The following is a 26,928-nucleotide window of genomic DNA, read 5'->3' as shown; positions in this document are numbered from 1 at the left end:
CGATGGCAGATATCAAGAATTACACCCTGAACTTCGGTCCGCAGCACCCGGCGGCGCACGGCGTGCTGCGTCTGGTGCTGGAGCTGGACGGCGAGGTGATCCAGCGCGCCGATCCGCACATCGGCCTGCTGCACCGTGCCACCGAGAAGCTGGCCGAGCAGAAGACCTGGATCCAGAGCGTGCCGTACATGGACCGTCTCGACTACGTGTCGATGATGGCCAACGAACACGCCTACGTGATGGCGATCGAAAAGCTGGTCGGTATCGACGTGCCGATCCGCGCGCAGTACATCCGCGTGATGTTCGACGAGATCACGCGTCTGCTGAACCATCTGATGTGGATCGGCTCGCACGCGCTCGACGTGGGCGCCATGGCGGTGTTCCTGTACGCGTTCCGCGAGCGCGAGGACATGTTCGACATGTACGAGGCGGTGTCGGGGGCGCGGATGCACGCGGCCTACTATCGTCCGGGCGGCGTCTACCGCGACCTGCCTGACACGATGCCGCAATACAAGGCGTCCAAGGTCCACAACGAGCGGGCAATCAAGGCGATGAACGAGGCGCGCTCCGGCTCGCTGCTCGACTTCATCGAGGATTTCACCAACCGTTTTCCGAAGTACGTCGACGAGTACGAGACGCTGCTGACCGACAACCGGATCTGGAAGCAGCGCCTGGTCGGCATTGGCGTGGTCAGCCCGGAGCGCGCGCTGCAAATGGGCTTCACCGGCCCGATGCTGCGCGGCTCGGGGATCGAGTGGGACCTGCGCAAGAAGCAGCCCTACGAGGTCTACGACAAGGTCGATTTCGACGTGCCGGTCGGCGTGGGCGGCGACTGCTATTCGCGCTATCTGGTGCGGGTGGAAGAAATGCGCCAGTCCAACCGCATCATCAAGCAGTGTGTCGACTGGCTGCGCCGCAATCCGGGCCCGGTGATGAGCGACAACCACAAGGTCACGCCGCCGTCGCGCGTCGACATGAAGTCGAACATGGAAGAGCTGATCCACCATTTCAAGCTCTTCACCGAAGGCATTCGCGTGCCCGAGGGCGAGACCTACGCGGCGGTGGAACACCCGAAGGGCGAGTTTGGCATCTACGCGATCTCCGACGGCGCGAACAAGCCGTACCGTCTGAAGATCCGCGCACCGGGCTTCGCCCACCTGGCCGCGCTCGACGAAATGGCCAAGGGCCACATGATCGCGGACGCGGTGACGATCATCGGTACGCAGGACATCGTGTTCGGCGAGATCGACCGCTAACGACGTGCCGCCTCCGGACGACGATCCGGACCGACCGCGGCAAGCCGGCATGGGGCTCATGCCTGCGAGGACAACGCAGCGACGGCTGCAACTGATGCGGACCGCGCCACCGGCTGGCGCGTTTCGCTTGTAAATCGGCGCATTAGGCAACACCACGGCAACGACCATGCTATCAGCAGAAGCTCTCAAGGAAATCGATCGCGCGATCGCCAAGTATCCGGCCGACCAGAAGCAATCGGCCGTGATGGCGGCATTGGCCGTGGCGCAGGGCGAAGTGGGCTGGGTGTCCCCGGAAGTCATGGAATTCGTGGCCAAGTACCTCGACATGCCGCCGGTGTGGGTGGAGGAAGTGGCCACCTTCTACAACATGTACGACACCAAGCCGGTCGGCCGCTACAAGCTGACCGTCTGTACCAACCTGCCTTGCGCACTGTCCGGCGGCGAACGCGCCGGCGACTACCTCAAGCGCAAGCTGGGCATCGACTACAACGAGACGACCCCGTGCGGCACCTTCACGCTGAAGGAAGGCGAGTGCATGGGCGCCTGCGGCGACGCCCCGGTGATGATCGTCAACAACACCCGCATGTGCAGCTTCATGAGCGACGCCAAGCTCGACGCACTGGTCGACGAGCTCAAGGCCGAAGCCGCTGCCAAGGGGGACAAGTAATATGACCTGTCTGCACGACCGCCATATCCAGCCGCTGATCCTGGCCGGGCTGGATGGCAAGAACTGGCATCTGGAAGACTACGTCAAGCGCGGCGGCTATCAGCAGCTCAAGCGCATCCTGACCGAGAAGGTGCCGCCCGAGCAGGTGATCGCCGACGTCAAGGCCTCGGGCCTGCGCGGCCGCGGCGGTGCGGGCTTCCCCACCGGCCTGAAGTGGAGCTTCATGCCGCGTCAGTTCCCGGGCCAGAAGTACCTGGTCTGCAATACCGACGAGGGCGAGCCGGGCACGTTCAAGGATCGCGACATCATCCGCTACAACCCGCACGCGCTGATCGAAGGCATGGCCATCGGCGCGTACGCGATGGGCATCACCGTGGGCTACAACTACATCCACGGCGAGATCTGGAACGAATACAAGATCTTCGAGGAAGCCCTCGAAGAGGCGCGCGCGGCCGGCTTCCTCGGCGACAACATCCTTGGCTCGGGCTTCAGCTTCCAGCTGCATGCCCATCACGGCTATGGCGCGTACATCTGCGGCGAGGAAACCGCGCTGCTCGAATCGCTGGAAGGCAAGAAGGGCCAGCCGCGCTTCAAGCCGCCGTTCCCGGCCAGCTTCGGCCTGTACGGCAAGCCGACCACGATCAACAACACCGAGACCTTCGCCGCGGTGCCGTTCCTGCTGGCCGTCGGTCCCGAGAATTACCTGAAGATGGGCAAGCCAAACAACGGCGGCACCAAGATCTTCTCGGTCTCGGGCGACGTCGAGCGTCCCGGCAACTACGAGATCCCGCTCGGCACGCCGTTCGCGACGCTGCTGGAACTGGCCGGCGGCATGCGCGGCGGCAAGAAGCTCAAGGCGGTGATCCCGGGCGGCTCGTCGGCGCCGGTGGTGCCGGCCGACCTGATGATGGCGTCCGACATGGATTACGACTCGATCGCCAAGGCCGGCTCGATGCTGGGCTCGGGCGCCGTGATCGTGATGGACGAGACGCGCTGCATGGTTCGCTCGCTGCTGCGCCTGTCCTATTTCTACTTCGAAGAATCGTGCGGCCAGTGCACGCCGTGCCGCGAAGGCACCGGCTGGCTCTACCGCATGGTGAACCGCATCGAGCATGGTGAAGGCCGCCAGGAAGACCTGGACCTGCTCAACAACGTTGCCGAAAACATCATGGGCCGCACGATCTGCGCGCTCGGCGATGCGGCGGCGATGCCGGTCCGCGGCATGCTCAAGCACTACTGGAAAGAGTTCGAATATCACGTCGAACACAAGCAGTGCATGGTTCCGGCCTACATCTAAGCGTGGCAGAACATGGTTGAACTCGAAATCGACGGCAAGAAGGTTGAGGTTGCGGAAGGCAGCCTGGTGATGGAAGCGGCCCGCAAGCTGGGCACCTACATCCCGCACTTCTGCTATCACCGCAAGCTGTCCATCGCGGCCAACTGCCGCATGTGTCTGGTCGAGGTCGAAAAGGCGCCGAAGGCGCTGCCGGCCTGCGCCACGCCGGTCACCGCGGGCATGAAGGTCTTCACCAATTCGGAGAAGGCGGTCAAGGCCCAGAAGTCGGTGATGGAATTCCTGCTGATCAATCACCCGCTCGATTGCCCGATCTGCGATCAGGGCGGCGAGTGCCAGCTGCAGGATCTGGCGGTCGGCTACGGCGCCTCCGAATCGCGCTACAAGGAAGAGAAGCGCGTGGTGTTCCACAAGAACGTGGGCCCGCTGATCTCGATGGAAGAGATGACGCGCTGCATCCACTGCACCCGCTGCGTGCGCTTCGGCCAGGAAGTGGCCGGCGTGATGGAGCTGGGCATGCTGAACCGCGGCGAGCATTCCGAGATCACGACCTTCGTCGGCAAGACGGTGGATTCCGAACTGTCGGGCAACATGATCGACCTGTGCCCGGTCGGTGCGCTGACCAGCAAGCCGTTCCGCTACACCGCGCGGACCTGGGAACTGTCGCGCCGCAAGTCGGTGTCGCCGCACGACGGCCTGGGCGCGAACCTGATCGTCCAGTCCAAGAACCACCGCGTGATGCGCGTGCTGCCGCTGGACAACGAAGCCATCAACGAATGCTGGCTGTCGGACCGCGACCGCTTCTCGTACGAGGGCCTGAACAGCGCCGACCGGCTGACCCGGCCGATGATCAAGCAGGACAACCAGTGGCTCGAGACCGACTGGCAGACCGCGCTCGAATACGTCGCCAACGGCCTGGCCGGCATCAAGCGCGAGCATGGCGCCGACCAGATCGCCGCGCTGGCCAGCCCGCACGCGACCGTCGAGGAGCTCTATCTGCTCGGCAAGCTGGTGCGGGGCCTGGGTAGCGACAACATCGACTTCCGCCTGCGCCAGTCCGATTTCTCGGCGCAGGTAGAGGGTGCGCCGTGGCTCGGCATGCCGATCGCCGAGGTGTCGACGCTGCAGGGTGCGCTGGTGATCGGCGCCTCGCTGCGCAAGGATCAGCCGCTGCTGGCCTCGCGCCTGCGCCAGGCCGCCAAGAAGGGTGCCCGCGTCGCCGTGCTGGGCGCCAGCCCCGAAGACCTGCTGATGCCGCTGGCGGCGCGCATCGCCGTGGCGCCGTCGGCCTGGGCCGCCGCGCTGGCTGGCGTGGCGCGTGCCGTCGCGGCCGCGAAGGGCGTCGCCGCTCCGGCCGGCACGGAAGGTTTCGACGGTGGCGCGCTGGCCGAGGCGGCCGCGCAGGCCCTGCTGTCGGGCGAGCGCCGTGCCGTCTTCCTCGGCAACGAGGCCGTTCGTCATCCGCAATTCGCCGCGCTGCATGCGCTGGCGCAGTGGATCGCCGACAACACCGGCGCCACGCTGGGCTTCCTGACCGAAGCGGCCAACACCGTCGGCGCGCATCTGGTCGGCGCGCTGCCGCGCCAGGGCGGGGCCGACGCCCGCGCCATGCTGGAGACGCCGCGCAAGGCCTATGTGGTGCTGAACGCCGAGCCCGAATTCGACAGCGCCGATCCGCAACGCGCGCTGGCCGCGCTGGGCCAGGCCGGCACGGTGATCGTGCTGTCGCCGTTCCGCTCGGAGGCCGCGCTGCAATACGCCGACGTGATCCTGCCGATCGCGCCGTTCAGCGAGACCTCGGGCACCTTCGTCAACTGCGAAGGCGTGCCGCAGAGCTTCAACGGCGTGGTGCGTCCGCTGGGCGAGACCCGCCCGGGCTGGAAGGTGCTGCGCGTGCTGGGCAATCTGCTGGACGTGCCGGGCTTCGACTACGAGACCGCCGAATCGGTCCGCGACGAAGCGCTGGCCGAAGCGATCGGTCCGCGCCTGAACAACCGCACGTCCGCCGCGATCCAGGTCGCCGCGCCGTCGGCCGATGGGGCCGTGCCGGCGATCGAGCGCGTCGCCGACGTGCCGATCTACCACTCGGACGCGATCGTGCGCCGTGCCGATTCGCTGCAGCTGACCGCGGCGGCGCGCCGTGCGATGCAGGTGGGCCTGTCGGCCGATCTGTTCGCCGCGCTGGGCGTGGCCGCCGGCGATCCGGTGCGGGTCACGCAAGGGCAGGGCAGCGTGGTGCTGCCGGCCGTGCTGGAAGAAGGTCTGCCCGCCAATACGGTGCGCGTGTCGGCGGCGACGCCGGCGGCCGTCGGCCTCGGGCCGATGTTCGGCACCGTGCTGGTGGAAAAGGCGGTGGAACTGGCCCCGGTGGCCGCGGCTTAAAGAAGCGAATACGACAGGCGAGAGAGAAAGATGATCGATTGGATTACCTCGCAGGGACAGGCCGTCTTCGGTGGCGCATGGACGCCGCTGTGGATCCTGATTCGCGCCGTGGTCATCGTGGTGCCGCTGCTGCTGTGCGTGGCCTACCTGATCCTGTGGGAGCGCAAGCTGATCGGCTGGATGCACGTGCGGATCGGCCCGAACCGGGTCGGCCCGCTGGGCCTGCTGCAGCCGATCGCCGACGTGCTGAAGCTGCTGCTCAAGGAAGTGATGACGCCCTCGCAGGTCAGCAAGGGCCTGTACCTGATCGCGCCGCTGATGGTGCTGATGCCGGCCGTGGCGATCTGGGCGGTGATCCCGTTCCAGGCCGAGGTGGTGATGGCCGACGTCAACGCGGGCCTGCTGTACGTGATGGCGATCAGCTCGGTCGGCGTCTACGGCGTGATCCTGGCCGGCTGGGCCTCGAACTCGAAGTACGCGTTCATCGGCGCGATGCGCGCCGCCGCGCAGATGGTGTCGTACGAAATCGCGATGGGCTTCGCGCTGGTCACCGTGCTGATGGTCTCGGGCAGCCTGAACCTGTCGGCGATCGTCAACGGCCAGAACACCGGCTACTTCGCCAACATGGGCCTGAACATCCTGTCGTGGAACTGGCTGCCGCTGCTGCCGATGTTCGGCGTCTACTTCATCTCGGGCGTGGCAGAAACCAACCGCCACCCGTTCGACGTGGTGGAAGGCGAATCGGAAATCGTGGCCGGCCACATGATCGAGTACTCGGGCATGGGCTTCGCGCTGTTCTTCCTGGCCGAATACATCAACATGATCATCATCTCGACGATGACCGCGCTGATGTTCCTCGGCGGCTGGGCGCCCCCGGTCGACAGCGTCGTGACCAACGCGATCCCGGGCTTCTTCTGGCTGCTGATCAAGGTGTTCCTGCTGCTGTCGGTGTTCATCTGGATCCGCGCTTCGTTCCCGCGCTACCGCTACGACCAGATCATGCGCCTGGGCTGGAAGGTCTTCATTCCGCTGACCGTCGCATGGCTGATCATCGTGGCGATCTGGATCAAGTCGCCCTGGAACATCTGGCACTGAAATCGCCGCCGATCCCGGCCACGAGGCCGGCCGGGACGGGCCAAACCGGGCTGCGGCGCACGCGCCGCGCCCGGTGGAATTACTAGGAAGCAATCGTCATGCTGCTCGCCATCAAGGACTTCTTCAACAGCCTGCTCCTGAAGGAACTCTTCAAGGGCATGGCCTTGACCGGCCGCTATCTCTTCGCCCGCAAGATCACGGTGCAGTTCCCCGAGGAGAAGACGCCGGTGTCGCCGCGCTTTCGCGGCCTGCACGCGCTGCGCCGCTATCCGAACGGCGAGGAGCGCTGCATCGCCTGCAAGCTGTGCGAAGCGGTCTGCCCGGCGCTGGCCATCACGATCGAGTCGGACGTGCGCGCCGACGGCACCCGCCGTACCACGCGCTACGACATCGATCTGACCAAATGCATTTTCTGCGGCTTCTGCGAGGAAGCCTGCCCGGTCGACGCGATCGTCGAAACCCAGATTCTCGAGTACCACGGCGAGAAGCGCGGCGACCTGTATTTCACCAAGGACATGCTGCTCGCGGTGGGCGACCGCTACGAGCCGCAGATCGCGGCGGCCAAGGCGGCGGACGCGAAGTACCGCTGATCGCCCGCCGTTCGCGCGAAACGGCGCGAATCCGGGCGAACCGGGCCGCAAGGCTACATATTGAATCGTGCCCCGCGAGGGGCAACTAGAAGGATGCCGCAAGGGCAGGCCACCGGGGGTGGGCTGTGCCGTGCGGCACGACGAGAACCATGGAATTCACGACCACCATCTTCTACGTCTTCGCAGTGGTGCTGGTGCTCTCCGCACTGAAAGTCATCACCGCCAGGAACCCGGTGCACTCGGCGCTGTACCTCGTGCTGTCGTTCTTCACGGCAGCCGCGCTGTGGATGCTGCTGCAGGCCGAATTCCTCGCCATCCTGCTGGTGCTGGTCTATGTCGGCGCCGTGATGGTGCTGTTCCTGTTCGTCGTGATGATGGTCGACATCGACATCGAGCACCTGCGCCGCGATTTCTGGACCTATGTGCCGCTGGCTTCGGTGGTCGGCGCGCTGATCATCGCCGAGATGGCGATCGTGCTGGTGCGCAATTTCATCGGCACCACGCAGCCGCTGAAGACGATGCCGCAGGGCCCCGACTACTCGAACACCGGCGCGCTCGGACAGGTCATCTACACCGACTACATCTACGCCTTCGAGGTGGCCGGCATCATCCTGCTGGTGGCCATCATCGCCGCGGTCGCGCTGACGCTGCGCCGCCGCAAGGACACCAAGGCGCAGGACGTGTCCGAACAGCTGCGCACCCGCCGCGCCGACCGCGTGCGGCTGGTTTCGATGCCGGCACAGACCGCGCAAGCCGCCGGCGAGCAAGCCGACGCCGCCAACAAGAACTGAAGATCGGGGAACGACGTGCTCTCTCTCGCCCATTTCCTGGTGCTCGGTGCGATCCTGTTTGCGATCAGCATCGTCGGCATCTTCCTGAACCGCAAGAACGTGATCGTGCTGCTGATGGCGATCGAGCTGATGCTGCTGGCGGTCAATATGAACTTCGTCGCCTTTTCGCACTATCTGGGCGATCTGGCCGGACAAGTCTTCGTTTTCTTCATCCTGACGGTGGCCGCCGCCGAGTCGGCGATCGGTCTGGCAATCCTGGTCGTGCTGTTCCGTAACCTGGACACGATCAACGTCGACGACCTGGACGCGCTCAAGGGCTGATGCCCGCGAGCCGATCCTGTCGAAACACGTCACCCAACCGACCGCACCCGACCGCACACCAACAAGCGTCCTATGGCAACCACGCTCAACCCCAACCTGCTGCTCGCGATTCCGCTGGCGCCGCTCGCCGGCGCGGCCATCGCGGGATTGTTCGGCACCAAGTTCTTCGGATCGTTCTCGTCGGAGACGCGCGCCGGCCGCGCCATCGCCCACACCGTGACCATTCTCGGTGTGGCGATCGCCTGCCTGCTGTCGCTGCTCGTGCTGCGCGACGTGATGGTGGATGGGGCCAGCTTCAACGCCACGGTCTATGAGTGGATGGTGCTGCCGTTCGCCGGCCACCCGCTGAAGATGGAGGTCGGCTTCCTGGTCGACTCGCTGACCGCGATGATGATGGTGGTGGTGACCTTTGTCTCGCTGATGGTCCACATCTACACCGTCGGCTACATGCAGGGCGACCCGGGCTACAACCGCTTCTTCGCCTACATCTCGCTGTTCACCTTCTCGATGCTGATGCTGGTGATGAGCAACAACTTCCTGCAGCTGTTCTTCGGCTGGGAAGCGGTGGGCCTCGTCTCGTATCTGCTGATCGGCTTCTGGTACACCCGTCCGACCGCGATCTTCGCGAACCTGAAGGCCTTCCTGGTCAACCGCGTCGGCGACTTCGGCTTCATCCTGGGCATCGGCCTGCTGCTGGCCTACAGCGGCAGCCTGAACTACACCGAGGTGTTCGCCGCGCGCGACCAGCTGGCGACCGTGACCTTCCCGGGCACCGACTGGATGATGCTGACGGTGGCGTGCATCTGCCTGTTCATCGGCGCGATGGGCAAGTCGGCGCAGTTCCCGCTGCACGTGTGGCTGCCGGACTCGATGGAAGGCCCGACGCCGATCTCCGCGCTGATCCACGCGGCCACCATGGTGACCGCCGGCATCTTCATGGTCAGCCGCATGTCGCCGCTGTTCGAGCTGTCCGACGCCGCGCTGTCCTTCGTGCTGGTGATCGGCGCGATCACCGCGCTGTTCATGGGCTTCCTGGGCATCATCCAGAACGACATCAAGCGCGTGGTCGCATACTCGACGCTGTCGCAGCTGGGCTACATGACGGTCGCGCTGGGCGCCTCGGCCTACCAGGTCGCGGTGTTCCACCTGATGACGCACGCCTTCTTCAAGGCACTGCTGTTCCTGGCCGCGGGCTCGGTGATCATCGGCATGCACCATGACCAGGACATCCGCAACATGGGCGGCCTGCGCAAGTACATGCCGATCACCTGGATCACCTCGCTGGTCGGTTCGCTGGCGCTGATCGGTACGCCGTTCTTCTCGGGCTTCTACTCGAAGGACTCGATCATCGAGGCGGTGGCCGAGTCGCACATCGCCGGTTCGGGCTTCGCCTATTTCGCCGTGATGGCGGGCGTGTTCGTCACCGCGTTCTACTCGTTCCGCATGTACTTCCTGGTGTTCCACGGCGAGGAGCGCTTCGGCAAGCCGCACCTGCACCACGACCACGCCGCGGAAGAGGAAGAGGCGCATGGCGACGACCATCACCATGGCCTGGCGCCGGGCGAGAAGCCGCACGAGTCGCCGTGGGTCGTGACGCTGCCGCTGGTGCTGCTGGCGATCCCGTCGGTGGTGATCGGTGCGATCGCGATCGAGCCGATGCTGTTCGGCGACTTCTTCAAGAACGGCGTGGCCTTCCAGAACGTGATCTTCGTCGGCGAGAACCACCACGCGATGCGCGAGCTGGCCGAGATGTTCCACGGCTGGGTCGCGATGGGCATCCACTCGCTGCAGACCCCGGTGCTGTGGCTCGCGCTGGCCGGCGTGGTGCTGTCGTGGTTCTTCTACATGAAGCGGCCCGACATCCCGGCGGCGATCCAGCAGCGCTTCAGCGGCGTGTACAAGTTGCTCGACAACAAGTACTACATGGACGCCATCAACGAAGCGGTGTTCGCCCGCGGCGCGCGCCTGATCGGCACGGGCCTGTGGAAGGGCGGCGACCAGGGCCTGATCGACGGCCTGCTGGTCAACGGCGCCGCGCGTGTGGTCGGCTGGGTCGCCTCGGTCAGCCGCTACGTGCAGTCCGGCTATATCTATCACTACGCATTCGCGATGATCCTGGGCATGCTGGTGCTGCTGTCGATCACGATCTTCGGCTCGGCTAGCGCGGTGGGCGCCAAGTAAGGAATACAACGAAAATGGTTCTCTCTTTCGCTATCTGGCTGCCTATCTTTTTCGGCTTGCTGGTGCTGGCCTTCGGCTCGGATCGCAGCCCGGGCTTCGTCCGCTGGACCGCGCTGTTCGGCTCGATCGTCAGCTTCCTGGTCACGCTGCCGCTGATCGTGAACTTCGACCGCGGCACCGCGCAGATGCAGTTCGTCGAGAAGGTCTCGTGGATCGAGCGCTTCAACATCAACTACCACCTCGGCGTCGACGGCATCTCGATGTGGTTCGTCGTGCTGACCGCCTTCATCACGGTGATCGTCGTGATCGCCGGCTGGGAGGTCATCACCGAGCGCGTGGCGGCCTACATGGCGTCGTTCCTGATCCTGTCGGGCATCATGGTCGGCGTGTTCGCCTCGCTCGACGGCATGCTGTTCTACGTGTTCTTCGAGGCCACGCTGATCCCGATGTACATCATCATCGGCGTCTGGGGCGGCCCGAACCGGGTCTACGCGGCCTTCAAGTTCTTCCTGTACACGCTGCTCGGCTCGCTGCTGACGCTGATCGCGCTGCTGTACCTGTACAACAAGACCGGCAGCTTCGAGATCCTGCAATGGCATCAGGCCAGGCTGTCGATGAACGAGCAGGTGCTGCTGTTCCTGGCGTTCTTCCTGGCCTTCGCGGTCAAGGTGCCGATGTGGCCGGTCCATACCTGGCTGCCCGATGCCCACGTCGAGGCGCCGACCGGCGGCTCGGTGGTGCTGGCCGCGATCATGCTGAAGCTCGGCGCCTACGGCTTCCTGCGCTTCTCGCTGCCGATCGCGCCGGACGCCAGCCACAGCCTGGCCGCGTTCATCATCGCGATCTCGCTGGTGGCGGTGATCTACATCGGCCTGGTGGCGATGGTGCAGGCCGACATGAAGAAGCTGGTCGCGTACTCGTCGATCGCGCACATGGGCTTCGTCACGCTGGGCTTCTTCATCTTCAGCGAGATCGGCATCGAGGGCGGCATCGTGCAGATGATTTCGCACGGCTTCATCTCGGGCGCGATGTTCCTTTGCATCGGCGTGCTCTATGACCGCGTGCACTCGCGCCAGATCGCCGACTACGGCGGCGTGGTCAACACGATGCCGAAGTTCGCGGCCTTCGCGGTGTTCTTCGCGATGGCCAACAGCGGCCTGCCGGCGACCTCGGGCTTCGTCGGCGAGTGGATGGTGATCCTGGGCGGCGTCCAGTACAACTTCTGGATCGGCCTGGCGGCGGCCACCTCGCTGATCCTCGGCGCGGCCTATTCGCTGTGGATGGTCAAGCGCGTGGTGTTCGGCGATATCAAGCACCAGCACGTCGCCGAGCTGGTCGACCTGAACAAGCGCGAGTTCGTCATGCTGGGCCTGCTGGCCGCGATGACGCTGTACATGGGCCTGCATCCGAAACCCTTTACCGATGTGATGCACGCATCGGTGGTCAACCTGCTGTCGCACGTGGCGCAGTCCAAGCTGTAAGCAGGGAGAGAACGAATCATGGAATCGACCACGACTTGGGCGCCTGTGGCCCCGATCATCTTCCTGGCGATCGCCATCGCGGCGGTCAACTGGATCGACCTTGCACGCGGCAAAAATCGGCCGAGCGTCGCCTATCCGCTGTCGCTGCTGATCACGCTGGTGCTGACCGTCTGGTTCGGCCTGAACGCCGCCAACGGCGAGACCCACTACGCGTTCTCGAACCTGGCCGTGATCGACCCGATGGCCAACGTGCTGGCCTCGTTCTCGGCGCTGGCGCTGTTCGTGACGCTGGTCTACACGCGCCGCTACCTCGGCGACCGCGACCTGTACGCCGGCGAGTTCTACATGCTGGCGCTGTTCACGCTGGGCGGCCAGATCGTGATGATCACCGGCAACAACTTCCTGACGCTGTATCTCGGCGTGGAACTGCTGTCGCTGTCGTCGTACGCGCTGGTCGCGCTGCGCCGCGATTCGCGCGTGACGTCCGAATCGGCGATGAAGTACTTCGTGCTGGGCGCGCTGGCGTCGGGCTTCCTGCTGTACGGCATGTCGATGATGTACGGCGCCACCGGTTCGCTGAACCTGGGCGAGGTGTTCCGCGTGGTCGAGTCCGGCCGCGTCAACACGACGATGCTGGCCTTCGGCGTGGTGTTCCTGGTGGCCGGCCTGGCCTTCAAGCTAGGTGCCGCGCCGTTCCACATGTGGATTCCGGACATCTACCAGGGCTCGCCGACCGCGGTGACGCTGCTGATCGCCGGTGCGCCGAAGCTGGCCGCGTTCGCGATGACGCTGCGTATCCTGGTCGAAGGCCTGCTGCCGCTGGCGGTGGACTGGCAGCTGATGCTGTCGGTGCTGGCGGTGGTATCGCTGGCGATCGGTAACCTGACGGCGATCGTGCAGAGCAACCTGAAGCGGATGCTGGCGTATTCGACGATCTCGCACATGGGCTTCCTGCTGCTGGGCATGCTGTCCGGCGTGGCCGGCGGCCAGACCGACGGCGCCGCCAGCGCCTACGGCTCGGCGATGTTCTACGCGGTCACCTACGTGCTGACCACGCTGGGCACCTTCGGCATCATCCTGCTGCGCACGAACAAGGGCTTCGAGGCCGAGACGCTGGAAGACCTGAAGGGCATGTCGCGCAAGAACCCGTGGTTCGCGCTGCTGATGCTGGTGATGATGTTCTCGCTGGCCGGCATCCCGCCGACCGTGGGCTTCTACGCCAAGCTGGCGGTGCTCGAGGCGGTGGTTGCGGCCGGCATGTCGTGGCTGGCCGTGGTGGCGGTGCTGTTCTCGCTGATCGGTGCGTTCTACTACCTGCGCATCGTCAAGCTGATGTACTTCGACGTGCCGGCCGGCGAGGAAACGCTGGAGGCCTCGGGCGGCCTGCGTTCGCTGCTGAGCCTGAACGGCCTGGTCATCGTCGTGCTGGGCATCTTCCCGGCCGCGCTGATGAACCTGTGCTACCAGGTCGTGCGCACCACGCTGGGCGCCTGAGCGCCCGGCCGACACGCGCACCACGCACACCACAATGAGCGCATCCGCGGGCGGCTGGTTTGTCATCCTGCTGGCATTGGCCTGTGCCAATCTGCCGTTTGTCAACCAGCGCCTGTTCGCGGTCATTCCGCTCGGCAAGCCGCGCAAGCCGTTCTGGGTGCGGCTCGCCGAGCTGATCGTCTACTATCTGCTGGTCGGCGCGGTGGGCTTCGCGGTCGAGGCCGGCCTGGGCAATCGCTTTGCCCAGGGCTGGCAGTTCTATGCGATCACCGCCTGCCTGATGCTGGTGTTCGCCTTCCCCGGCTACACCTGGCAATACCTGGTCAAACATCGCGCGAGCTGACGCCGAACCCGGCATGACCTTCGGCGGCCTCGCCATCCCGGAGGGTTCATGTCGTCATCCCGATCCCAAGGCGCCAACGCCGCCTCCCTGGTCTCTCCCGAAGCGCTCGACGCGGGCGGCGACGACCATCTGAAGGAAGTCCCCCTGGCGTCCGCGACGCTGCACCGGGGCAAGTTTCTGACGCTGAAGCAGGACATCGTACGGCTGCCCGACGGCAAGCAGGCCGGCCGCGAGTATGTCGAGCACCCCGGCGCGGTGATGATGATCCCGCTGTTCGACGACGGCACCGTGCTGGTGGAGCGCCAGTTCCGCTATGCGGTGCGCGAGGTGATGCTGGAATTTCCGGCCGGCAAGCTCGATCCGCAGGAGGGGGCGCAGCGCTGCGGCGAGCGCGAGCTGCGCGAGGAGACCGGCTACAGCGCCGCGCGCTGGGACTATCTGACCCGAATCCACCCGGTGATCTCGTACTCGACCGAGTTCATCGACCTGTTCCTGGCGCGCGAGCTGACCGCCGGCGAGGCGGCGCTCGACGACGGCGAATTCCTGGAAACGCTGATTGTGCCGGCGGGGCAGGTGATCGACTGGGTCCGCCAGGGCCGAATCACCGACGTCAAGACCATCATCGGCGCGTTCTGGCTGGAAAAGGTGCTGTCCGGCGCCTGGCAGCCGGGCGAGCAGAAGGTGCCGGACTGAGCGCAGCCCATCTTTAAATTCACCAGGACGCTACCATCTTCGCCTGACGCCGGCCCCCGGGGCTGGCCGCGGTCAGGAAAAAATTAGAACGACCGTTCACAAATTTGCGATTCACGGCTAATATTGCTTTGACGGGCTGGAAACATCATGAAGGTGCTCGACCTGCGCTGTGCGCATGACCATCGGTTCGAAGGCTGGTTTGCTTCGGAGGACGATGCGCAGTCGCAGATTTCGCGCGATCTCGTTCAGTGTCCTGTTTGCGGCGACCACGCGGTGACGCGGCTGCCGAGCGCCCCGCGCCTGAATCTGTCTGGCGCGGCCGAGCGCCAGCCGGCGCCCCAGGCGCCGGTGCAGCAGGCTCAGGCGGTCCCGCCGGCGGCGCAGGTCCTGCAATCGCTGTATCTGAAGGCGGTCAGGCAGGTGCTGGCGCAGACCGAGGACGTGGGGCCGCGCTTTGCCGAAGAGGCCAGGCGCATGCATTACGACGAGGCACCGGAACGCGGCATCCGCGGGACGGCGTCGCCGGAGGAAGTGCAGGCGCTCGCCGAAGAGGGCATCGAAACGTTTCCGCTCGTGGTGCCGGATGCGCTGAAGCAGACGGCTCACTGAATCGCGTCCCGTGCCCGCCTTCGCGCCGGTGCGAGGGCGCGTTGGCCAGAACAATTTGCCGGCCGCAGCCGGCATCACTGGAGACGGGCATGGATCTCAACTACACGGCGGCCGACAACGCCTTCCGCGAGGAAGTGCGCAGCTGGCTGGAAGCCAACCTGCCGGCGGACATTCGCGCCAAGATTCTGAATCACCGCCGGCCCAACCGGGACGATCTGGTGCGCTGGCACAAGATCCTGGCGGGCAAGGGCTGGTCGGCGCCGCACTGGCCGGTCGAGTACGGCGGTACCGGCTGGAACGCGACCCAGCGCCATATCTGGGATGAGGAAAATGCCCGCGTCGGCGCGCCCGGCGTGCTGCCCTTCGGCGTCGCGATGGTCGCGCCGGTGATCATGAAGTACGGCAACGAGCAGCAGAAGTCCTACTACCTGCCGCGCATCCTGGACTGCACCGACTGGTGGTGCCAGGGCTATTCGGAGCCGGGCTCGGGCTCGGACCTGGCCTCGCTGAAGACCCGCGCCGAACTGACTCCGGACGGCAAGCACTACATCGTCAACGGCCAGAAGACCTGGACCACGCTCGGCCAGCACGCCGACATGATCTTCTGCCTGGTCCGCACCGACCCCGAAGCCAAGAAGCAGGAGGGCATTTCGTTCCTGCTGATCGACATGAAGACGCCGGGCATCACCGTGCGTCCGATCATCATGCTCGACGAGGACCACGAGGTGAACGAGGTCTTCTTCGACAACGTCAAGGTGCCGGTGGAGAACCGCGTCGGCGAGGAGAACAAGGGCTGGACCTACGCCAAGTACCTGCTTGGCCACGAGCGCACCGGCATCGCCCGCGTCGGCAATTCCAAGCGCGAGCTCGGCTTCCTGAAGCGCGTCGCGCGCCAGCAGCAGAAGAACGGCAAGCCGCTGCTGGAAGACCCGGTGTTCGGCGCCAAGGTCGCCGCGCTGGAAATCGAGCTGATGGCGCTCGAAATCACCGTGCTGCGCGTGGTGTCGAGCGAGAGCGCCGGCAAGGGCCCCGGCCCCGAGGCCTCGCTGCTGAAGATCAAGGGCACCGAGATCCAGCAGATGCTGACCGAGCTGATGGTCGAAGCGGTCGGCCCGTACGCGCAGCCGTTCGACCGCGACTACCTGGAGTGCGAGACCGAGCACGCGGTGACCGGCTACGACGATGCCGCGCCGCTGGCCGCGTACTACTTCAACTTCCGCAAGACCTCGATCTACGGCGGATCCAACGAAATCCAGAAGAACATCATCAGCCAGATGATCCTGGGGCTGTGAGGAGACAGGAACCATGAACTTCAATCTCAGCGACGAGCAGAAGCAACTGGCTGACGCGGTACGCCGCTTCATCGACAAGAGCTACGACTTCGAGTCCCGCAAGAAGGCCTACAAGAGCGAGACCGGCTACAGCGAAGCGGCATGGAGCGCGCTGGTCGAGCTCGGCCTGACCGCGCTGCCGGTGCCCGAGGCGCAGGGCGGCTTCAACGGGTCGGCCATCGACATGATGGTGGTGATGCAGGAGCTGGGCCGCGGCCTGGTGGTCGAGCCGTATCTGGCGACGGTGACAGCCGCCTATGCGTTGAAGCAGGCCGGCGGCCAGGACGCCGTACTCGAACAGGTCGCCGGCGGCGAAGTCAAGCTGGCCACCGCGTTTAACGAGCGCGAGGCGCGCTATGCGCTGAACGACGTGCGGGTGACCGCCAAGGGCGGCAAGCTGAACGGCACCAAGGTCGTGGCGATCCACGGCGGCCAGGCCGACAAGCTGGTGGTGTCGGCACGTACCGGCGGCGGCAATGCCGATCAGGATGGCATCTCGCTGTTCCTGGTCGATGCGAAGGCGCCGGGCGTCACCATCCGCGACTACCGCACGATCGACAACCTGCACGCGGCCGATATCACGTTCCAGGACGCCGCCGGCGAGCTGCTGGGCACCGAAGGTCAGGGCTGGGCGCTGCTCGAGCAGGTCGCCGACTACGCCGCGGTGCTGCTGTGCGCCGAGGCCGTCGGCGTGATGGACACGCTGACCGCCGCCACCATCGAGTACGCCAAGACGCGCCAGCAGTTCGGCGTGCCGATCGCGCGCTTCCAGGCGCTGCAGCACCGCATGGTCGAGATGTTCATCCATGCGGAGCAGTCGCGCTCGATCACGCTGCTGGCCGCGGCCCGCTTCGACGAGGCGAGCCCCGAGGAGCGCCGCCGCTACGTGTCCGCCGCCAAGGCGCGGGTCGGACAGGCCGCGCGCACGGTCGGCCAGGAAGCGGTGCAGATCCACGGCGGCATGGGCGTCACCGACGAACTGCCGGCCGCGCACATGTTCAAGCGGCTGACGCTGATCAACACCACCTTCGGCGACGTCGACCACCATCTTGGCCGCTTCGCCAGCCTGCCGGAATTCCAGCAGGCGGCATGATGGCCAGCCGCTGAGGCAAGCAAGGCCGCGCTCGGACAAACGTCCGGCGCGGCTTTTTGTATTCAGGGTTTCTCCCCTCTCCCGCGGGCGGGAGAAGGGCGGGGGAGAGGGCAGCGGCGGTCGCAGTACCGATGGCGGTCGACACCAGCCCCTCTTCCAACCCTCTCCCGCCGAGAGGCGAGGGAGAAACGCATTCGATACGAGGACCCAGGAGACCCCATGTCCGACACCATGTACTTCGAAGACTTCGTCGTCGGCAGTCGGCGCGAGCTCGGTTCCCGGCTGATCACCGAGGACGAGATCGTCAGCTTCGCCACGCAGTACGATCCGCAGCCCTTCCACGTCGACAGGGAGGCGGCGAAGAAAAGCATCTACGGCGGCCTGATCTCGAGCGGCTGGATGACCTGCGCGGTGATGATGCGCATGCTGGTCGACAACATGACGTCGAAGTCGGCCAGCATGGGCTCGCCCGGCGTCGACGAGATCCGCTGGCTCAAGCCGGTCTATGCCGGCGACACGCTGACCGTGTTTGTGTCGGTGCTGGACAAGCGGCCGTCGCAGTCCAAGCCGGATCGCGGCGTCGTGCACACGCAGTGGGAGGCGGTCAACCAGCGCGGCGAGCTGGTCTGCACCGTCAAGGGCATGGGCATGTACGGCCGCCGGCCGTCCTGACATTGGACAAGGAGAGAAGATGCGCACCATCGCTTCGCTGGAAGAGCTCGAGGGCCTGCAGGGGCAGGAGGTCGCCGTCAGCGACTGGACCGAGATCACGCAGCACCAGGTCAACCTGTTCGCCGAGGCGACCGGCGACCATCAGTGGATCCACGTCGATCCCGAACGCGCGCGGCGCGAATCGCCGTTCGGCGCACCGGTCGCGCACGGCTTCCTGACGCTGTCGCTGCTGCCCGCGCTGATGCAGAGCGCGATGCAGATGCCGGGCGTCAAGATCGGCGTCAACTACGGCCTGAACCGCGTGCGCTTCACCGCGCCGGTGCCGGTCGGCAGCCGGCTGCGCGCGCGTATCAAGCTGCTGAAGGTCGAGCGCATCGCGCCGCCGCCCAATGCACCGGATCTGGTCGGCGCGCAGTCGACCTGGGAGGTCACGATCGAACGCGAGGGCAGCGATCGTCCGGTCTGCGTCGCCGAATCGATCAGCCGGCGCTATTCCTGACGCCCCGGCGCGGTGCGTCGCACCGCTTTGCGTCATCGCACCATCGTGATGCAAGGCACGCGCGCACCGCCACGGTGCCGTGATCTCGATGCAGTCACCCACGCGGCCACAGGCCGCGTTCTTTTTTGGTGGCACGCTAGTTGCAGAAGTCCCTGCCGGGGTGCGTTCTTCCTCGAACACCAATACGAGCTAGGGAGCTGCAATGAAACGACGTGAGATATTGAAGCTGTCGGCGGTGGCCGCCGCGGCGATGATCGGTACCAGTCCGCTGGCGATCGCGCAATCAAAAGAGCCGATCAAGGTGGGCGTGCTGCATTCGCTGTCGGGCACGATGGCGATCTCGGAGACGTCGCTGAAGGACGTCGCGCTGATGGCCATCGACGAGATCAACAAGAGCGGCGGCGTGCTGGGCCGCAAGCTGGTCCCGGTGGTCGTCGATCCCGCGTCGAACTGGCCGCTGTTCGCCGAGAAGGCGCGCCAGCTGATCAGCAACGACAAGGTCGCGGTGACCTTCGGCTGCTGGACCTCGGTGTCGCGCAAGTCGGTGCTGCCGGTCTACGAGGAACTGAACGCGCTGCTGTTCTATCCGGTGCAGTACGAGGGCGAGGAGATGTCGAAGAACGTCTTCTACACCGGCGCCGCGCCGAACCAGCAGGCCATTCCCGCGGTCGAGTACCTGATGAGCAAGGAGGGCGGGGGCGCGAAGCGCTTCTTCCTGCTGGGCACGGACTACGTGTATCCGCGCACCACCAACAAGATCCTGCGCGCCTTCCTGAAGAGCAAGGGCGTGGCCGACAAGGATATCGAGGAGGTCTACACGCCGTTCGGCCACAGCGATTACCAGACCATCGTCGCCAACATCAAGAAGTTCTCGCAGGGCGGCCGCACCGCGGTGATCTCGACGATCAACGGCGATTCCAACGTGCCGTTCTACAAGGAACTGGGCAACGCGGGCCTGAAGGCCAAGGACGTGCCGGTGGTGGCGTTCTCGGTCGGCGAGGAAGAGCTGCGCGGCATCGACACCAAGCCGCTGGTCGGCCATCTGGCCGCATGGAACTACTTCATGTCGGTCAAGAACCCGGAGAACGACGCGTTCAAGAAGCAATGGGCGGCCTGGGTCAAGGCGAACAACCTGCCGGGCGGCGACAAGCGCGTGACCAACGATCCGATGGAGGCCACCTACGTCGGCATCCACATGTGGGCGCAGGCGGTCAAGAAGGCCGGCACCACCGACCCGAACAAGGTCCGCGCCGCGATGATCGGCCAGACCTTCAAGGCGCCGAGCGGCTTCACGCTGACGATGGGCGAGAACCACCATCTGTACAAGCCGGTGATGATCGGCGAGGTCAAGGGCGACGGCCAGTTCTCGGTGGTCTGGAAGACGCCGAAGCCGCTGCGTGCGCAACCGTGGAGCCCGTTCATCGCGGGCAACGAGGGCAAGCCGGACAAGGTGATGTAAGGCCAGGCCCGGGTGGGGGAGGCCACCCGGCTTTTCCGGCCGTCTCCCGCACGCGGGACGGCCGGCGGCACGGCACCGCAGCCGTGCCTGTCTCTTTCACCGAATTCCGATACCGATTTCATGCCTCGACCCCTGCTGCCCCGAGCGCCCTGGTGGCGCGCCACGCTCGCCGTGCTGCTGTTGCTGGCGGCGCCCGCGCTGTGGGCGGCCGCCGCGCTGACCCAGGCCGATCTGCAGCCCCTGGCCGACGACGATTTCGATGCCAAGCGCGCCGCCATCGCCGCGCTGGCCAAGGCCGATCCGAAGCAGGCCGGTCCGATCCTGCAGGCGCTGCAGGACGACACGCTGCAGTTCGCGCCGGGCATCGGCATGGTGCGCGTCGACGGCGAGCGCGCGATCGACGCGATCACCGGCAAGCCGGTCGAGGTCGATGCCGGCGCGCTGCAATCGCTGACGCTGAACAACAGCCTGCGCGCGCAGGTCGACGGCGCGGCCGGCAGCCTGCTGCTGAGCTCCCCGGACGCCACGGTGCGCGCGCGGGCGATCGCGGCGCTGCTCGAGCGTCCCGAGGACGCGCCGCGCGAGGCCGTCGCCGCCGCGCGCCAGTCGGAGGCCGACACCGCGTTGCGCGCCAGACTCGACGTGATCTGGGCCAATACCGTGCTCGCCGACGGCAGCCGCGAAGAGCGGCTGGAAGCGATCGGCATTCTGGGCCGCGACAGCGATCCGGCCACGCGCCAGCGGCTGCAGCCTCTGGTCGAGCGCGATGACAGCGGCCAGTACCGCGAGCCCGACGCACAGTTGCGCGCCGCCGCGCAGCAGGCCCTCGACAATCTGCGCGCCAGCGAACGCCAGGCCGAACTGATCGGCAACCTGTTCGCCGGCCTGAGCCTGGGCAGCGTGCTGCTGCTGGCCGCGCTGGGCCTGGCCATCACCTATGGCCTGATCGGCGTGATCAACATGGCCCACGGCGAATTCCTGATGATCGGCGCCTATGCGACCTGGCTGGTGCAGTCGCTGTTCCGCGCCTATCTGCCCGACGCCTTCGACTGGTATCTGCCGGCGGCCTTGCCCGCGGCCTTCCTCGCCGCCGCCGCGGTCGGCTTCGTGCTGGAGCGGCTGGTGCTGCGCCATCTGTACGGCCGTCCGCTGGAAACGCTGCTGGCGACGTTCGGCATCAGCCTGCTGCTGATGCAGGCGGTGCGGATGCTGTTCGGTGCGCAGAACGTCGAGGTGGCGAACCCCAGCTGGATGAGCGGCGCCGTGCAGTGGATGCCTGGGCTGGTGATCCCGTACAACCGCATCGTCATCGTCGTGTTCGCGCTGGCCGTGGTGGCGATCGCCTGGGCCGTGCTCAATCGCACCCGGCTCGGACTGTTCGTGCGCGCCACCACGCAGAACCGCACGATGGCGGCGTGCGTCGGCGTACGGACCTGGAAGGTCGACAGCTATGCGTTTGCCTTCGGCGCGGGCATCGCCGGGCTCGGCGGCTGCGCGTTGTCGCAGATCGGCAATGTCGGCCCCGACCTGGGGCAGGCCTACATCATCGATTCCTTCATGGTGGTCGTGCTGGGCGGCGTCGGGCAGCTGGCCGGCACCATCGTCGGCGCCTTCGGCCTGGGAATCATCAACAAGTTCATCGAGCCGTTCTACGGCGCGGTGCTGGCCAAGATCATCGTCCTGGTGCTGATCGTGCTGTTCATCCAGAAGCGGCCGCAGGGACTGTTCGCGCTCAAGGGGCGCAGCGCGGAGGCATGATGCAAGGTTCGATCGATCCCGGAGCGCGCGCTTTCACGCTGGCGGTGCCCGCGCGCCAGCCGCTGTTCTCCACGCGCGGCTGGCTGGCGCTGGCGCTGGTCGCGCTGCTCGCCGCCGTGGTGGTGCCGGTGTGCGCGCTGGTGCTGCCCGACACGCATCCGCTGCATCTGTCGGCCTATGCGCTGACGCTGATCGGCAAGATCATGTGCTTCGCGCTGGCGGCGATCGCGCTCGATCTGGTGTGGGGCTACTGCGGCATCCTGAGCCTGGGCCACGGGCTGTTCTTCGCGCTCGGCGGCTATGCGATGGGCATGTACCTGATGCGCGCGATCGGCCGCGACGGTGTCTATCGCAGCGAGCTGCCCGACTTCATGGTGTTCCTCGACTGGAAGGAGCTGCCGTGGTTCTGGCACGGCACCGAGCATCTTGGCTACGCGCTGCTGCTGGTGGTGCTGGTGCCCGGCGTGCTGGCCTGGCTGTTCGGCTTCTTCGCGTTCCGCTCGCGCATCAAGGGCGTCTACCTGTCGATCATCACGCAGGCGATGACCTATGCCGCGATGCTGCTGTTCTTCCGCAACGAAACGGGCTTCGGCGGCAACAACGGCTTCACCGACTTCAAGCGCATCGCCGGCTTTGCCATCGCCGCACCAGAGACGCGCACCGTGCTGTTCGTGCTGACGGCGTTCGCGCTGCTGGGCGGGCTGATCGCCTGCCGCTATATCGTGACGTCGAAGCTCGGCCGCGTGGTCACCGCGGTGCGCGACGCCGAGACGCGCGTGATGTTCTCCGGCTACAACCCGCTCGGCTACAAGCTGTTCGTCTGGACCTTCTCGGCGGTGCTGTGCGGCATCGCGGGCGCGCTGTATGTGCCGCAGGTCGGCATCATCAATCCGGGCGAGATGTCGCCGGCGAACTCGATCGAGATGGCGGTCTGGGTCGCCGTCGGCGGACGCGGCACGCTGATCGGCCCGGTGATCGGCGCCTTCCTGGTCAATGGCGCGAAGACGCTGTTCACCGCGCATTTCGCCGAGTACTGGCTGTTCCTGCTCGGCGCGATGTTCGTGCTGGTCACGCTGTATCTGCCCAACGGCGTGGTCGGCCTGCTGGCACGCCTGCGCCGCGCCGACGGTGCGCGCGTGCCGGCGCCGTCCGCCGCCTCCGCTTCGTCCGCTTCGTCCGTGCCGCCGCCGACGCCCGCCGCACCGATCGCCGCACCAATCCCGGTGCCGGCTGCCCGCAGCGGAGGAGAAGCATGATCGCCGCAACGCAACCGAACCCAGATCCGCGCCACGACGCGACGCAGGCGGAAAGCGGCGACGCCACCGGCCTGGGCCGCGTGCTCGAGCGCGGCACCATCGATGTCTCGCACGGCCCGATCCTGTATCTGGAAGACGTCACCGTGCAGTTCGACGGCTTTCGCGCGCTGAACCGGCTGACGCTGTCGATCGACCACGGCGAGCTGCGCTGCGTGATCGGCCCCAATGGCGCGGGCAAGACCACGATGATGGACGTGATCACCGGCAAGACCGGGCCACGCAATGCCTCGGTCAGCGGCCGCGTGTTTCTCGGCCAGAGCATCGACCTGATGCGGCTGAACGAGCCGGCCATCGCGCAGACCGGCATCGGCCGCAAGTTCCAGAAGCCAACCGTGTTCGAGCAGCACGCGGTGTGGGAGAACCTGGAGCTGGCGATGAAGGCCGACAAGCGCTGGTGGTCGTCGCTGCGCGCGCGGCTCGGCGCCGATGGCCGCCGCCGCATCGAGCAGACGCTGGCGTTGACGGGCCTGGAAGACGAGGCCTACCGGCCGGCGGGGCTGTTGTCGCACGGCCAGAAGCAGCGTCTCGAGATCGGCATGCTGCTGATGCAGCAGCCGCAGTTGCTGCTGCTCGACGAGCCGGTGGCCGGCATGACCGACGAGGAAACGATGCAGCTGGCCAGGCTGCTCAATGGCCTGCGCGGCAGCTGCTCGATGATGGTGGTCGAGCACGACATGGAATTCGTCGCCGCGCTGGCCGGCGAGTCCGGCAAGGTCACGGTACTCGCGGAAGGCAGCGTGCTGGCCGAGGGCACGCTGGACGCGGTCAAGCGCGACGAACGCGTGATCGAATCGTATTTGGGGCGCTGAACTGCGGCGCCGAACTGCGGCGCGGAATGGAAGCGCAGAAAGGAAAAGCGATGCTGCAAGTCAGCGGATTGAACCAGTACTACGGCGGCAGCCATATCCTGCGCGACGTCAGCTTCGACGTGCCGGAGGGCCGCCTGACCACGCTGCTCGGCCGCAACGGCGTGGGCAAGAGCACGCTGCTGAAATGCCTGATGGGCGTGGTGCCGACCCGCAGCGGCACGATCCGCTGGCAGGGCCGCACGCTGGACAAGGCGCCGCCCTACGAGCGCGTCGCCGCGGGGCTGGGCTATGTGCCGCAGGGCCGCGAGATCTTTCCGCGGCTGACCGTCGAAGAGAACCTGCTGATCGGTGCAGCCAGCCGCGGCAAGCCGGCCGGCGTGCCCGACCGGATCTACCAGCTGTTTCCGGTGCTGCGCACGATGCGGCTGCGCCGCGGCGGCGATCTGTCCGGCGGGCAGCAACAGCAGCTGGCGATCGGCCGTGCGCTGATGAGCGAGCCGAAGCTGCTGATCCTCGACGAGCCCACCGAAGGCATCCAGCCGTCGATCATCCAGGACATCGGACGCGCGCTGCGGTTGCTGGTCGACGAGTTCGGCATGACAGTGCTGCTGGTCGAGCAGTACTACGAGTTCGCGCGCCATCTGGCCGACCATTACGTGGTGATGAGCCGCGGCGAGGTGGTGGCCAGCGGCGAGGGCGGCCGCATGGAAGAGCACGGCGTGCGGGAGATGATCGCGGTCTAGGCCGCGTTCCGTCTTCGCGTTCGCTTCCGCCTCCGCCGAGTCCATGCGCCATCCCGATTTTCCCGCCGACGATCCTGCCGCGACGATGGCCATGCCGGCCGCGTGGCACGCCAGCCTGCGGCTGCGCTTCGCGGTGCGCGGCGAACGCAGCGCGCTGGTCGAGCGGCGGCATGCCGGGCCCTTGATGGTGCAGAAGCCGCTGTATCCGGAAGGGGGCATCTGCCATGCGGTGGTGCTGCATCCGCCGGCCGGCATCGCGGGCGGCGACGTGCTCGACATCGATATCGGCATCGAGCCGGGCGCGCACGCGGTACTGGCCACGCCGGGCGCGACCAAGTGGTACAAGTCGCTCGGCCGCGACGCCAGCCAGCGCGTGCGCATTGCGGTCGCGGCCGGCGCGCGGCTGGACTGGCTGCCGCAGGAGAACATCGTGTTCGACGATGCGCGCGCGCGGCTCGCGACCACCGTGGAGGTCGCCCCGGGCGCCAGCGCGATCGGCTGGGATGCGCTGGTGCTCGGCCGGCAGGCCTCCGGCGAGCAGTGGCGGCGCGGCACCGCGTGGATGGACACGCGCATCGGGCAAGGCACGCGCACGCTGTGGCGCGAGCATGCCCGCCTCGAAGCCGATTCGCCGCTGCGCCATGCACGCGTGGGCCTGGACGGCCTGCCGGTGCTGGGCACGCTGTGGGCCGTCGGCGCGGGTGCGACGCAGGCGCTGGCCGAGCAGCTTGCCGAAAGCCTGCCGTATCGGCCCGATCTGCGTGCCGGCGTGACGTGCCTGGCCGACGCCGAGCAGCCGATGCTGCTGCTGCGCGTGCTGGGCGCGCGCATCGAGCCGGTGCGCGAGCTGATGGTGGCGGCGTGGGCCGCATTGCGGATGCCGATCCATGGGGTAGCGGCCAGGCCGCTGCGGCTGTGGGCGACGTAACGAGTCGATGCAACGCGTCGACGTAATCGGTCGATGCAATCAGTCGATGTAACAGCGGAATACCGAGGACAGGCGATGGAACTGACGCCAAGAGAGAAGGACAAGCTGCTGATCTTCACCGCCGCGCTGCTGGCCGAGCGCCGCCGCGCGCGCGGGCTGAAGCTGAACTATCCGGAGGCGGTCGCCTTGATCACCGCCGCGATCATGGAGGGCGCGCGCGATGGGTGCACCGTCGCCGAGCTGATGCATGCGGGCACCACGGTGCTGTCGCGCGAGGACGTGATGGATGGGGTCGCCGAGATGATCCCGGAAATCCAGGTCGAGGCGACCTTTCCAGACGGGACCAAGCTGGTCACCGTGCACCAGCCGATCGTCTGAAGACCTGCATCGCTGGGTTTCACCGAGATTTCGTTTTCTACCGAGGACCAACATGGCCGGTTTGATTCGCTTCCTTCCCTTCCAACAGGCGATGCCGCGCGGGCTCGCGCGCGTTGCCACATGTCTGCCGGCCGCGGCAGCCGTGCTTGCCAGCGGGCCGGCACTGGCGCATCCGGGCCACGATGTCGCCAGCGTCGGCGCCAGTCTGGCGTCCGGCCTGCTGCATCCGCTGACCGGAGCCGACCATCTGCTGGCGATGGTGGCGGTCGGCGTCTGGAGCGCGCTGGCGGTGGGTGGCGCAGGCGCGGGCGGCGGCACGGGTGTTGGCCTGTTTCGCGTGCCGCTGGCGTTCGTTGCGCTGATGCTGGTTGGCGCCGCGCTGGGCCTCGCCGGCATTGCCCTGCCTGCGGTCGAGCCGATGATCGCCGCCTCGCTGCTGGTGATTGGCCTGCTGGTTGCGCTGCGCGCGCGGCTGCCGGCCGGCGTCGCGATGGCGCTGGTCGGCGGCTTCGCGCTGTTCCATGGCCATGCGCACGGTGCCGAGCTGCCCGCAACCGCCGGCGCGCTGCCCGCGGTGCTGGCCTATGTCGGCGGCTTCGCGCTGGCGACGATGACGCTGCATCTGGCGGGCATCGCCGCCGGCACCGTGCTGCGCCGGCATGCGCCGTGGCTCGCACGCGCCCTTGGCGCCGGCGTCGCGCTGTATGGCGTCGGGCTGATGGTGGCTTGAATCCGCAAGGGCCGA

Annotated in this window: 26 protein-coding genes; all 26 read left to right on the top strand. The window is 66.5% G+C overall.

From position 1 onward, the window contains the following. Positions 1–2: 2 nt before the first annotated feature. The 26 genes from F7Q96_RS21290 to F7Q96_RS21165 all read left to right on the top strand — a co-directional run bounded on the left by F7Q96_RS21290 (position 3) and on the right by F7Q96_RS21165 (position 26,913). Entirely contained in the window at positions 3–1,256 is a 1,254-nt protein-coding gene (locus F7Q96_RS21290; protein WP_053821436.1) for an NADH-quinone oxidoreductase subunit D, read from the top strand. A 166-nt stretch (positions 1,257–1,422) separates the two neighbouring features. Then, a complete protein-coding gene (nuoE, locus tag F7Q96_RS21285; protein ID WP_053821437.1) occupies positions 1,423–1,923 on the top strand; it encodes an NADH-quinone oxidoreductase subunit NuoE in 501 nt (166 codons plus the stop codon). Between the two features lies 1 nt (position 1,924). Beyond that, positions 1,925–3,220, top strand: a complete 1,296-nt coding sequence (gene nuoF, locus F7Q96_RS21280; RefSeq protein WP_053821438.1) for an NADH-quinone oxidoreductase subunit NuoF — start codon at positions 1,925–1,927, stop codon at positions 3,218–3,220. A 12-nt stretch (positions 3,221–3,232) separates the two neighbouring features. After that, positions 3,233–5,599, top strand: a complete 2,367-nt coding sequence (gene nuoG, locus F7Q96_RS21275; protein ID WP_053821439.1) for an NADH-quinone oxidoreductase subunit NuoG — start codon at positions 3,233–3,235, stop codon at positions 5,597–5,599. Between the two features lie 30 nt (positions 5,600–5,629). Beyond that, positions 5,630–6,694 (top strand): NADH-quinone oxidoreductase subunit NuoH, encoded by a 1,065-nt coding sequence (nuoH, locus tag F7Q96_RS21270; protein ID WP_053821440.1) that lies wholly within the window; start codon positions 5,630–5,632, stop codon positions 6,692–6,694. A gap of 98 nt (positions 6,695–6,792) precedes the next feature. After that, on the top strand, positions 6,793–7,284 hold the full coding sequence (gene nuoI / locus F7Q96_RS21265) for an NADH-quinone oxidoreductase subunit NuoI (protein WP_006576689.1): 492 nt from the start codon (positions 6,793–6,795) through the stop codon (positions 7,282–7,284). A gap of 149 nt (positions 7,285–7,433) precedes the next feature. After that, a complete protein-coding gene (locus F7Q96_RS21260) occupies positions 7,434–8,075 on the top strand; it encodes an NADH-quinone oxidoreductase subunit J (protein ID WP_053821441.1) in 642 nt (213 codons plus the stop codon). Positions 8,076–8,090: 15 nt separating this feature from the next. Beyond that, positions 8,091–8,396 (top strand): NADH-quinone oxidoreductase subunit NuoK, encoded by a 306-nt coding sequence (nuoK, locus tag F7Q96_RS21255; protein WP_006576687.1) that lies wholly within the window; start codon positions 8,091–8,093, stop codon positions 8,394–8,396. Between the two features lie 72 nt (positions 8,397–8,468). Further along, positions 8,469–10,577, top strand: coding sequence for an NADH-quinone oxidoreductase subunit L (gene nuoL / locus F7Q96_RS21250; RefSeq protein ID WP_053821442.1), 2,109 nt, complete (start codon positions 8,469–8,471; stop codon positions 10,575–10,577). 14 nt (positions 10,578–10,591) lie between these two features. Then, positions 10,592–12,058 (top strand): NADH-quinone oxidoreductase subunit M, encoded by a 1,467-nt coding sequence (locus F7Q96_RS21245; RefSeq protein ID WP_053821443.1) that lies wholly within the window; start codon positions 10,592–10,594, stop codon positions 12,056–12,058. Positions 12,059–12,076: 18 nt separating this feature from the next. After that, entirely contained in the window at positions 12,077–13,552 is a 1,476-nt protein-coding gene (gene nuoN, locus F7Q96_RS21240) for an NADH-quinone oxidoreductase subunit NuoN (protein WP_053821444.1), read from the top strand. A gap of 34 nt (positions 13,553–13,586) precedes the next feature. Beyond that, a complete protein-coding gene (locus F7Q96_RS21235; protein WP_053821445.1) occupies positions 13,587–13,895 on the top strand; it encodes a DUF2818 family protein in 309 nt (102 codons plus the stop codon). Positions 13,896–13,943: 48 nt separating this feature from the next. Continuing rightward, positions 13,944–14,588: an NUDIX domain-containing protein gene (locus F7Q96_RS21230; RefSeq protein WP_244959431.1), complete on the top strand. Its 645-nt coding sequence runs from the start codon at positions 13,944–13,946 to the stop codon at positions 14,586–14,588. Positions 14,589–14,735: 147 nt separating this feature from the next. Then, positions 14,736–15,197, top strand: coding sequence for a DUF1178 family protein (locus tag F7Q96_RS21225; RefSeq protein WP_053821446.1), 462 nt, complete (start codon positions 14,736–14,738; stop codon positions 15,195–15,197). Positions 15,198–15,286: 89 nt separating this feature from the next. Beyond that, positions 15,287–16,489 carry an acyl-CoA dehydrogenase family protein gene (locus F7Q96_RS21220; RefSeq protein WP_006576680.1) on the top strand — a complete coding sequence of 401 codons (1,203 nt, stop codon included), beginning with the start codon at positions 15,287–15,289 and terminating at the stop codon, positions 16,487–16,489. Positions 16,490–16,502: 13 nt separating this feature from the next. Next, positions 16,503–17,621, top strand: a complete 1,119-nt coding sequence (locus F7Q96_RS21215; RefSeq protein ID WP_053821447.1) for an acyl-CoA dehydrogenase family protein — start codon at positions 16,503–16,505, stop codon at positions 17,619–17,621. A 219-nt stretch (positions 17,622–17,840) separates the two neighbouring features. Then, the gene (locus F7Q96_RS21210; protein WP_053821448.1) at positions 17,841–18,293 is read left to right on the top strand and encodes a MaoC family dehydratase; all 453 of its coding nucleotides are present in this window, start codon (positions 17,841–17,843) and stop codon (positions 18,291–18,293) included. A 19-nt stretch (positions 18,294–18,312) separates the two neighbouring features. Continuing rightward, the gene (locus F7Q96_RS21205) at positions 18,313–18,792 is read left to right on the top strand and encodes a MaoC family dehydratase (protein WP_006576677.1); all 480 of its coding nucleotides are present in this window, start codon (positions 18,313–18,315) and stop codon (positions 18,790–18,792) included. Positions 18,793–18,994: 202 nt separating this feature from the next. Beyond that, the gene (urtA, locus tag F7Q96_RS21200; RefSeq protein ID WP_053821449.1) at positions 18,995–20,251 is read left to right on the top strand and encodes an urea ABC transporter substrate-binding protein; all 1,257 of its coding nucleotides are present in this window, start codon (positions 18,995–18,997) and stop codon (positions 20,249–20,251) included. A gap of 120 nt (positions 20,252–20,371) precedes the next feature. After that, positions 20,372–22,009 (top strand): urea ABC transporter permease subunit UrtB, encoded by a 1,638-nt coding sequence (gene urtB / locus F7Q96_RS21195; RefSeq protein ID WP_151023250.1) that lies wholly within the window; start codon positions 20,372–20,374, stop codon positions 22,007–22,009. Beyond that, positions 22,006–23,265: an urea ABC transporter permease subunit UrtC gene (gene urtC, locus F7Q96_RS21190; RefSeq protein ID WP_053821451.1), complete on the top strand. Its 1,260-nt coding sequence runs from the start codon at positions 22,006–22,008 to the stop codon at positions 23,263–23,265. The genes urtB and urtC overlap by 4 nt, the downstream gene beginning before the upstream one ends. Beyond that, positions 23,262–24,134 carry an urea ABC transporter ATP-binding protein UrtD gene (gene urtD, locus F7Q96_RS21185; RefSeq protein WP_053821452.1) on the top strand — a complete coding sequence of 291 codons (873 nt, stop codon included), beginning with the start codon at positions 23,262–23,264 and terminating at the stop codon, positions 24,132–24,134. Before urtC ends, urtD begins: the two co-directional genes overlap by 4 nt. 50 nt (positions 24,135–24,184) lie before the next feature. Next, complete coding sequence (urtE, locus tag F7Q96_RS21180) at positions 24,185–24,877, top strand: urea ABC transporter ATP-binding subunit UrtE (RefSeq protein WP_053821453.1); 693 nt, start codon at positions 24,185–24,187, stop codon at positions 24,875–24,877. A 43-nt stretch (positions 24,878–24,920) separates the two neighbouring features. Continuing rightward, a complete protein-coding gene (locus F7Q96_RS21175; RefSeq protein ID WP_053821454.1) occupies positions 24,921–25,805 on the top strand; it encodes an urease accessory protein UreD in 885 nt (294 codons plus the stop codon). Between the two features lie 75 nt (positions 25,806–25,880). Then, positions 25,881–26,183 carry an urease subunit gamma gene (locus F7Q96_RS21170; RefSeq protein WP_053821455.1) on the top strand — a complete coding sequence of 101 codons (303 nt, stop codon included), beginning with the start codon at positions 25,881–25,883 and terminating at the stop codon, positions 26,181–26,183. A gap of 91 nt (positions 26,184–26,274) precedes the next feature. Beyond that, on the top strand, positions 26,275–26,913 hold the full coding sequence (locus tag F7Q96_RS21165; protein ID WP_053823037.1) for a HupE/UreJ family protein: 639 nt from the start codon (positions 26,275–26,277) through the stop codon (positions 26,911–26,913). Positions 26,914–26,928: the final 15 nt, after the last annotated feature.

The organism is Cupriavidus gilardii (assembly GCF_008801915.1).
Classification (GTDB): Bacteria; Pseudomonadota; Gammaproteobacteria; order Burkholderiales; family Burkholderiaceae; genus Cupriavidus; species Cupriavidus gilardii.
This window is presented reverse-complemented; position numbering and strand designations above follow the sequence as displayed.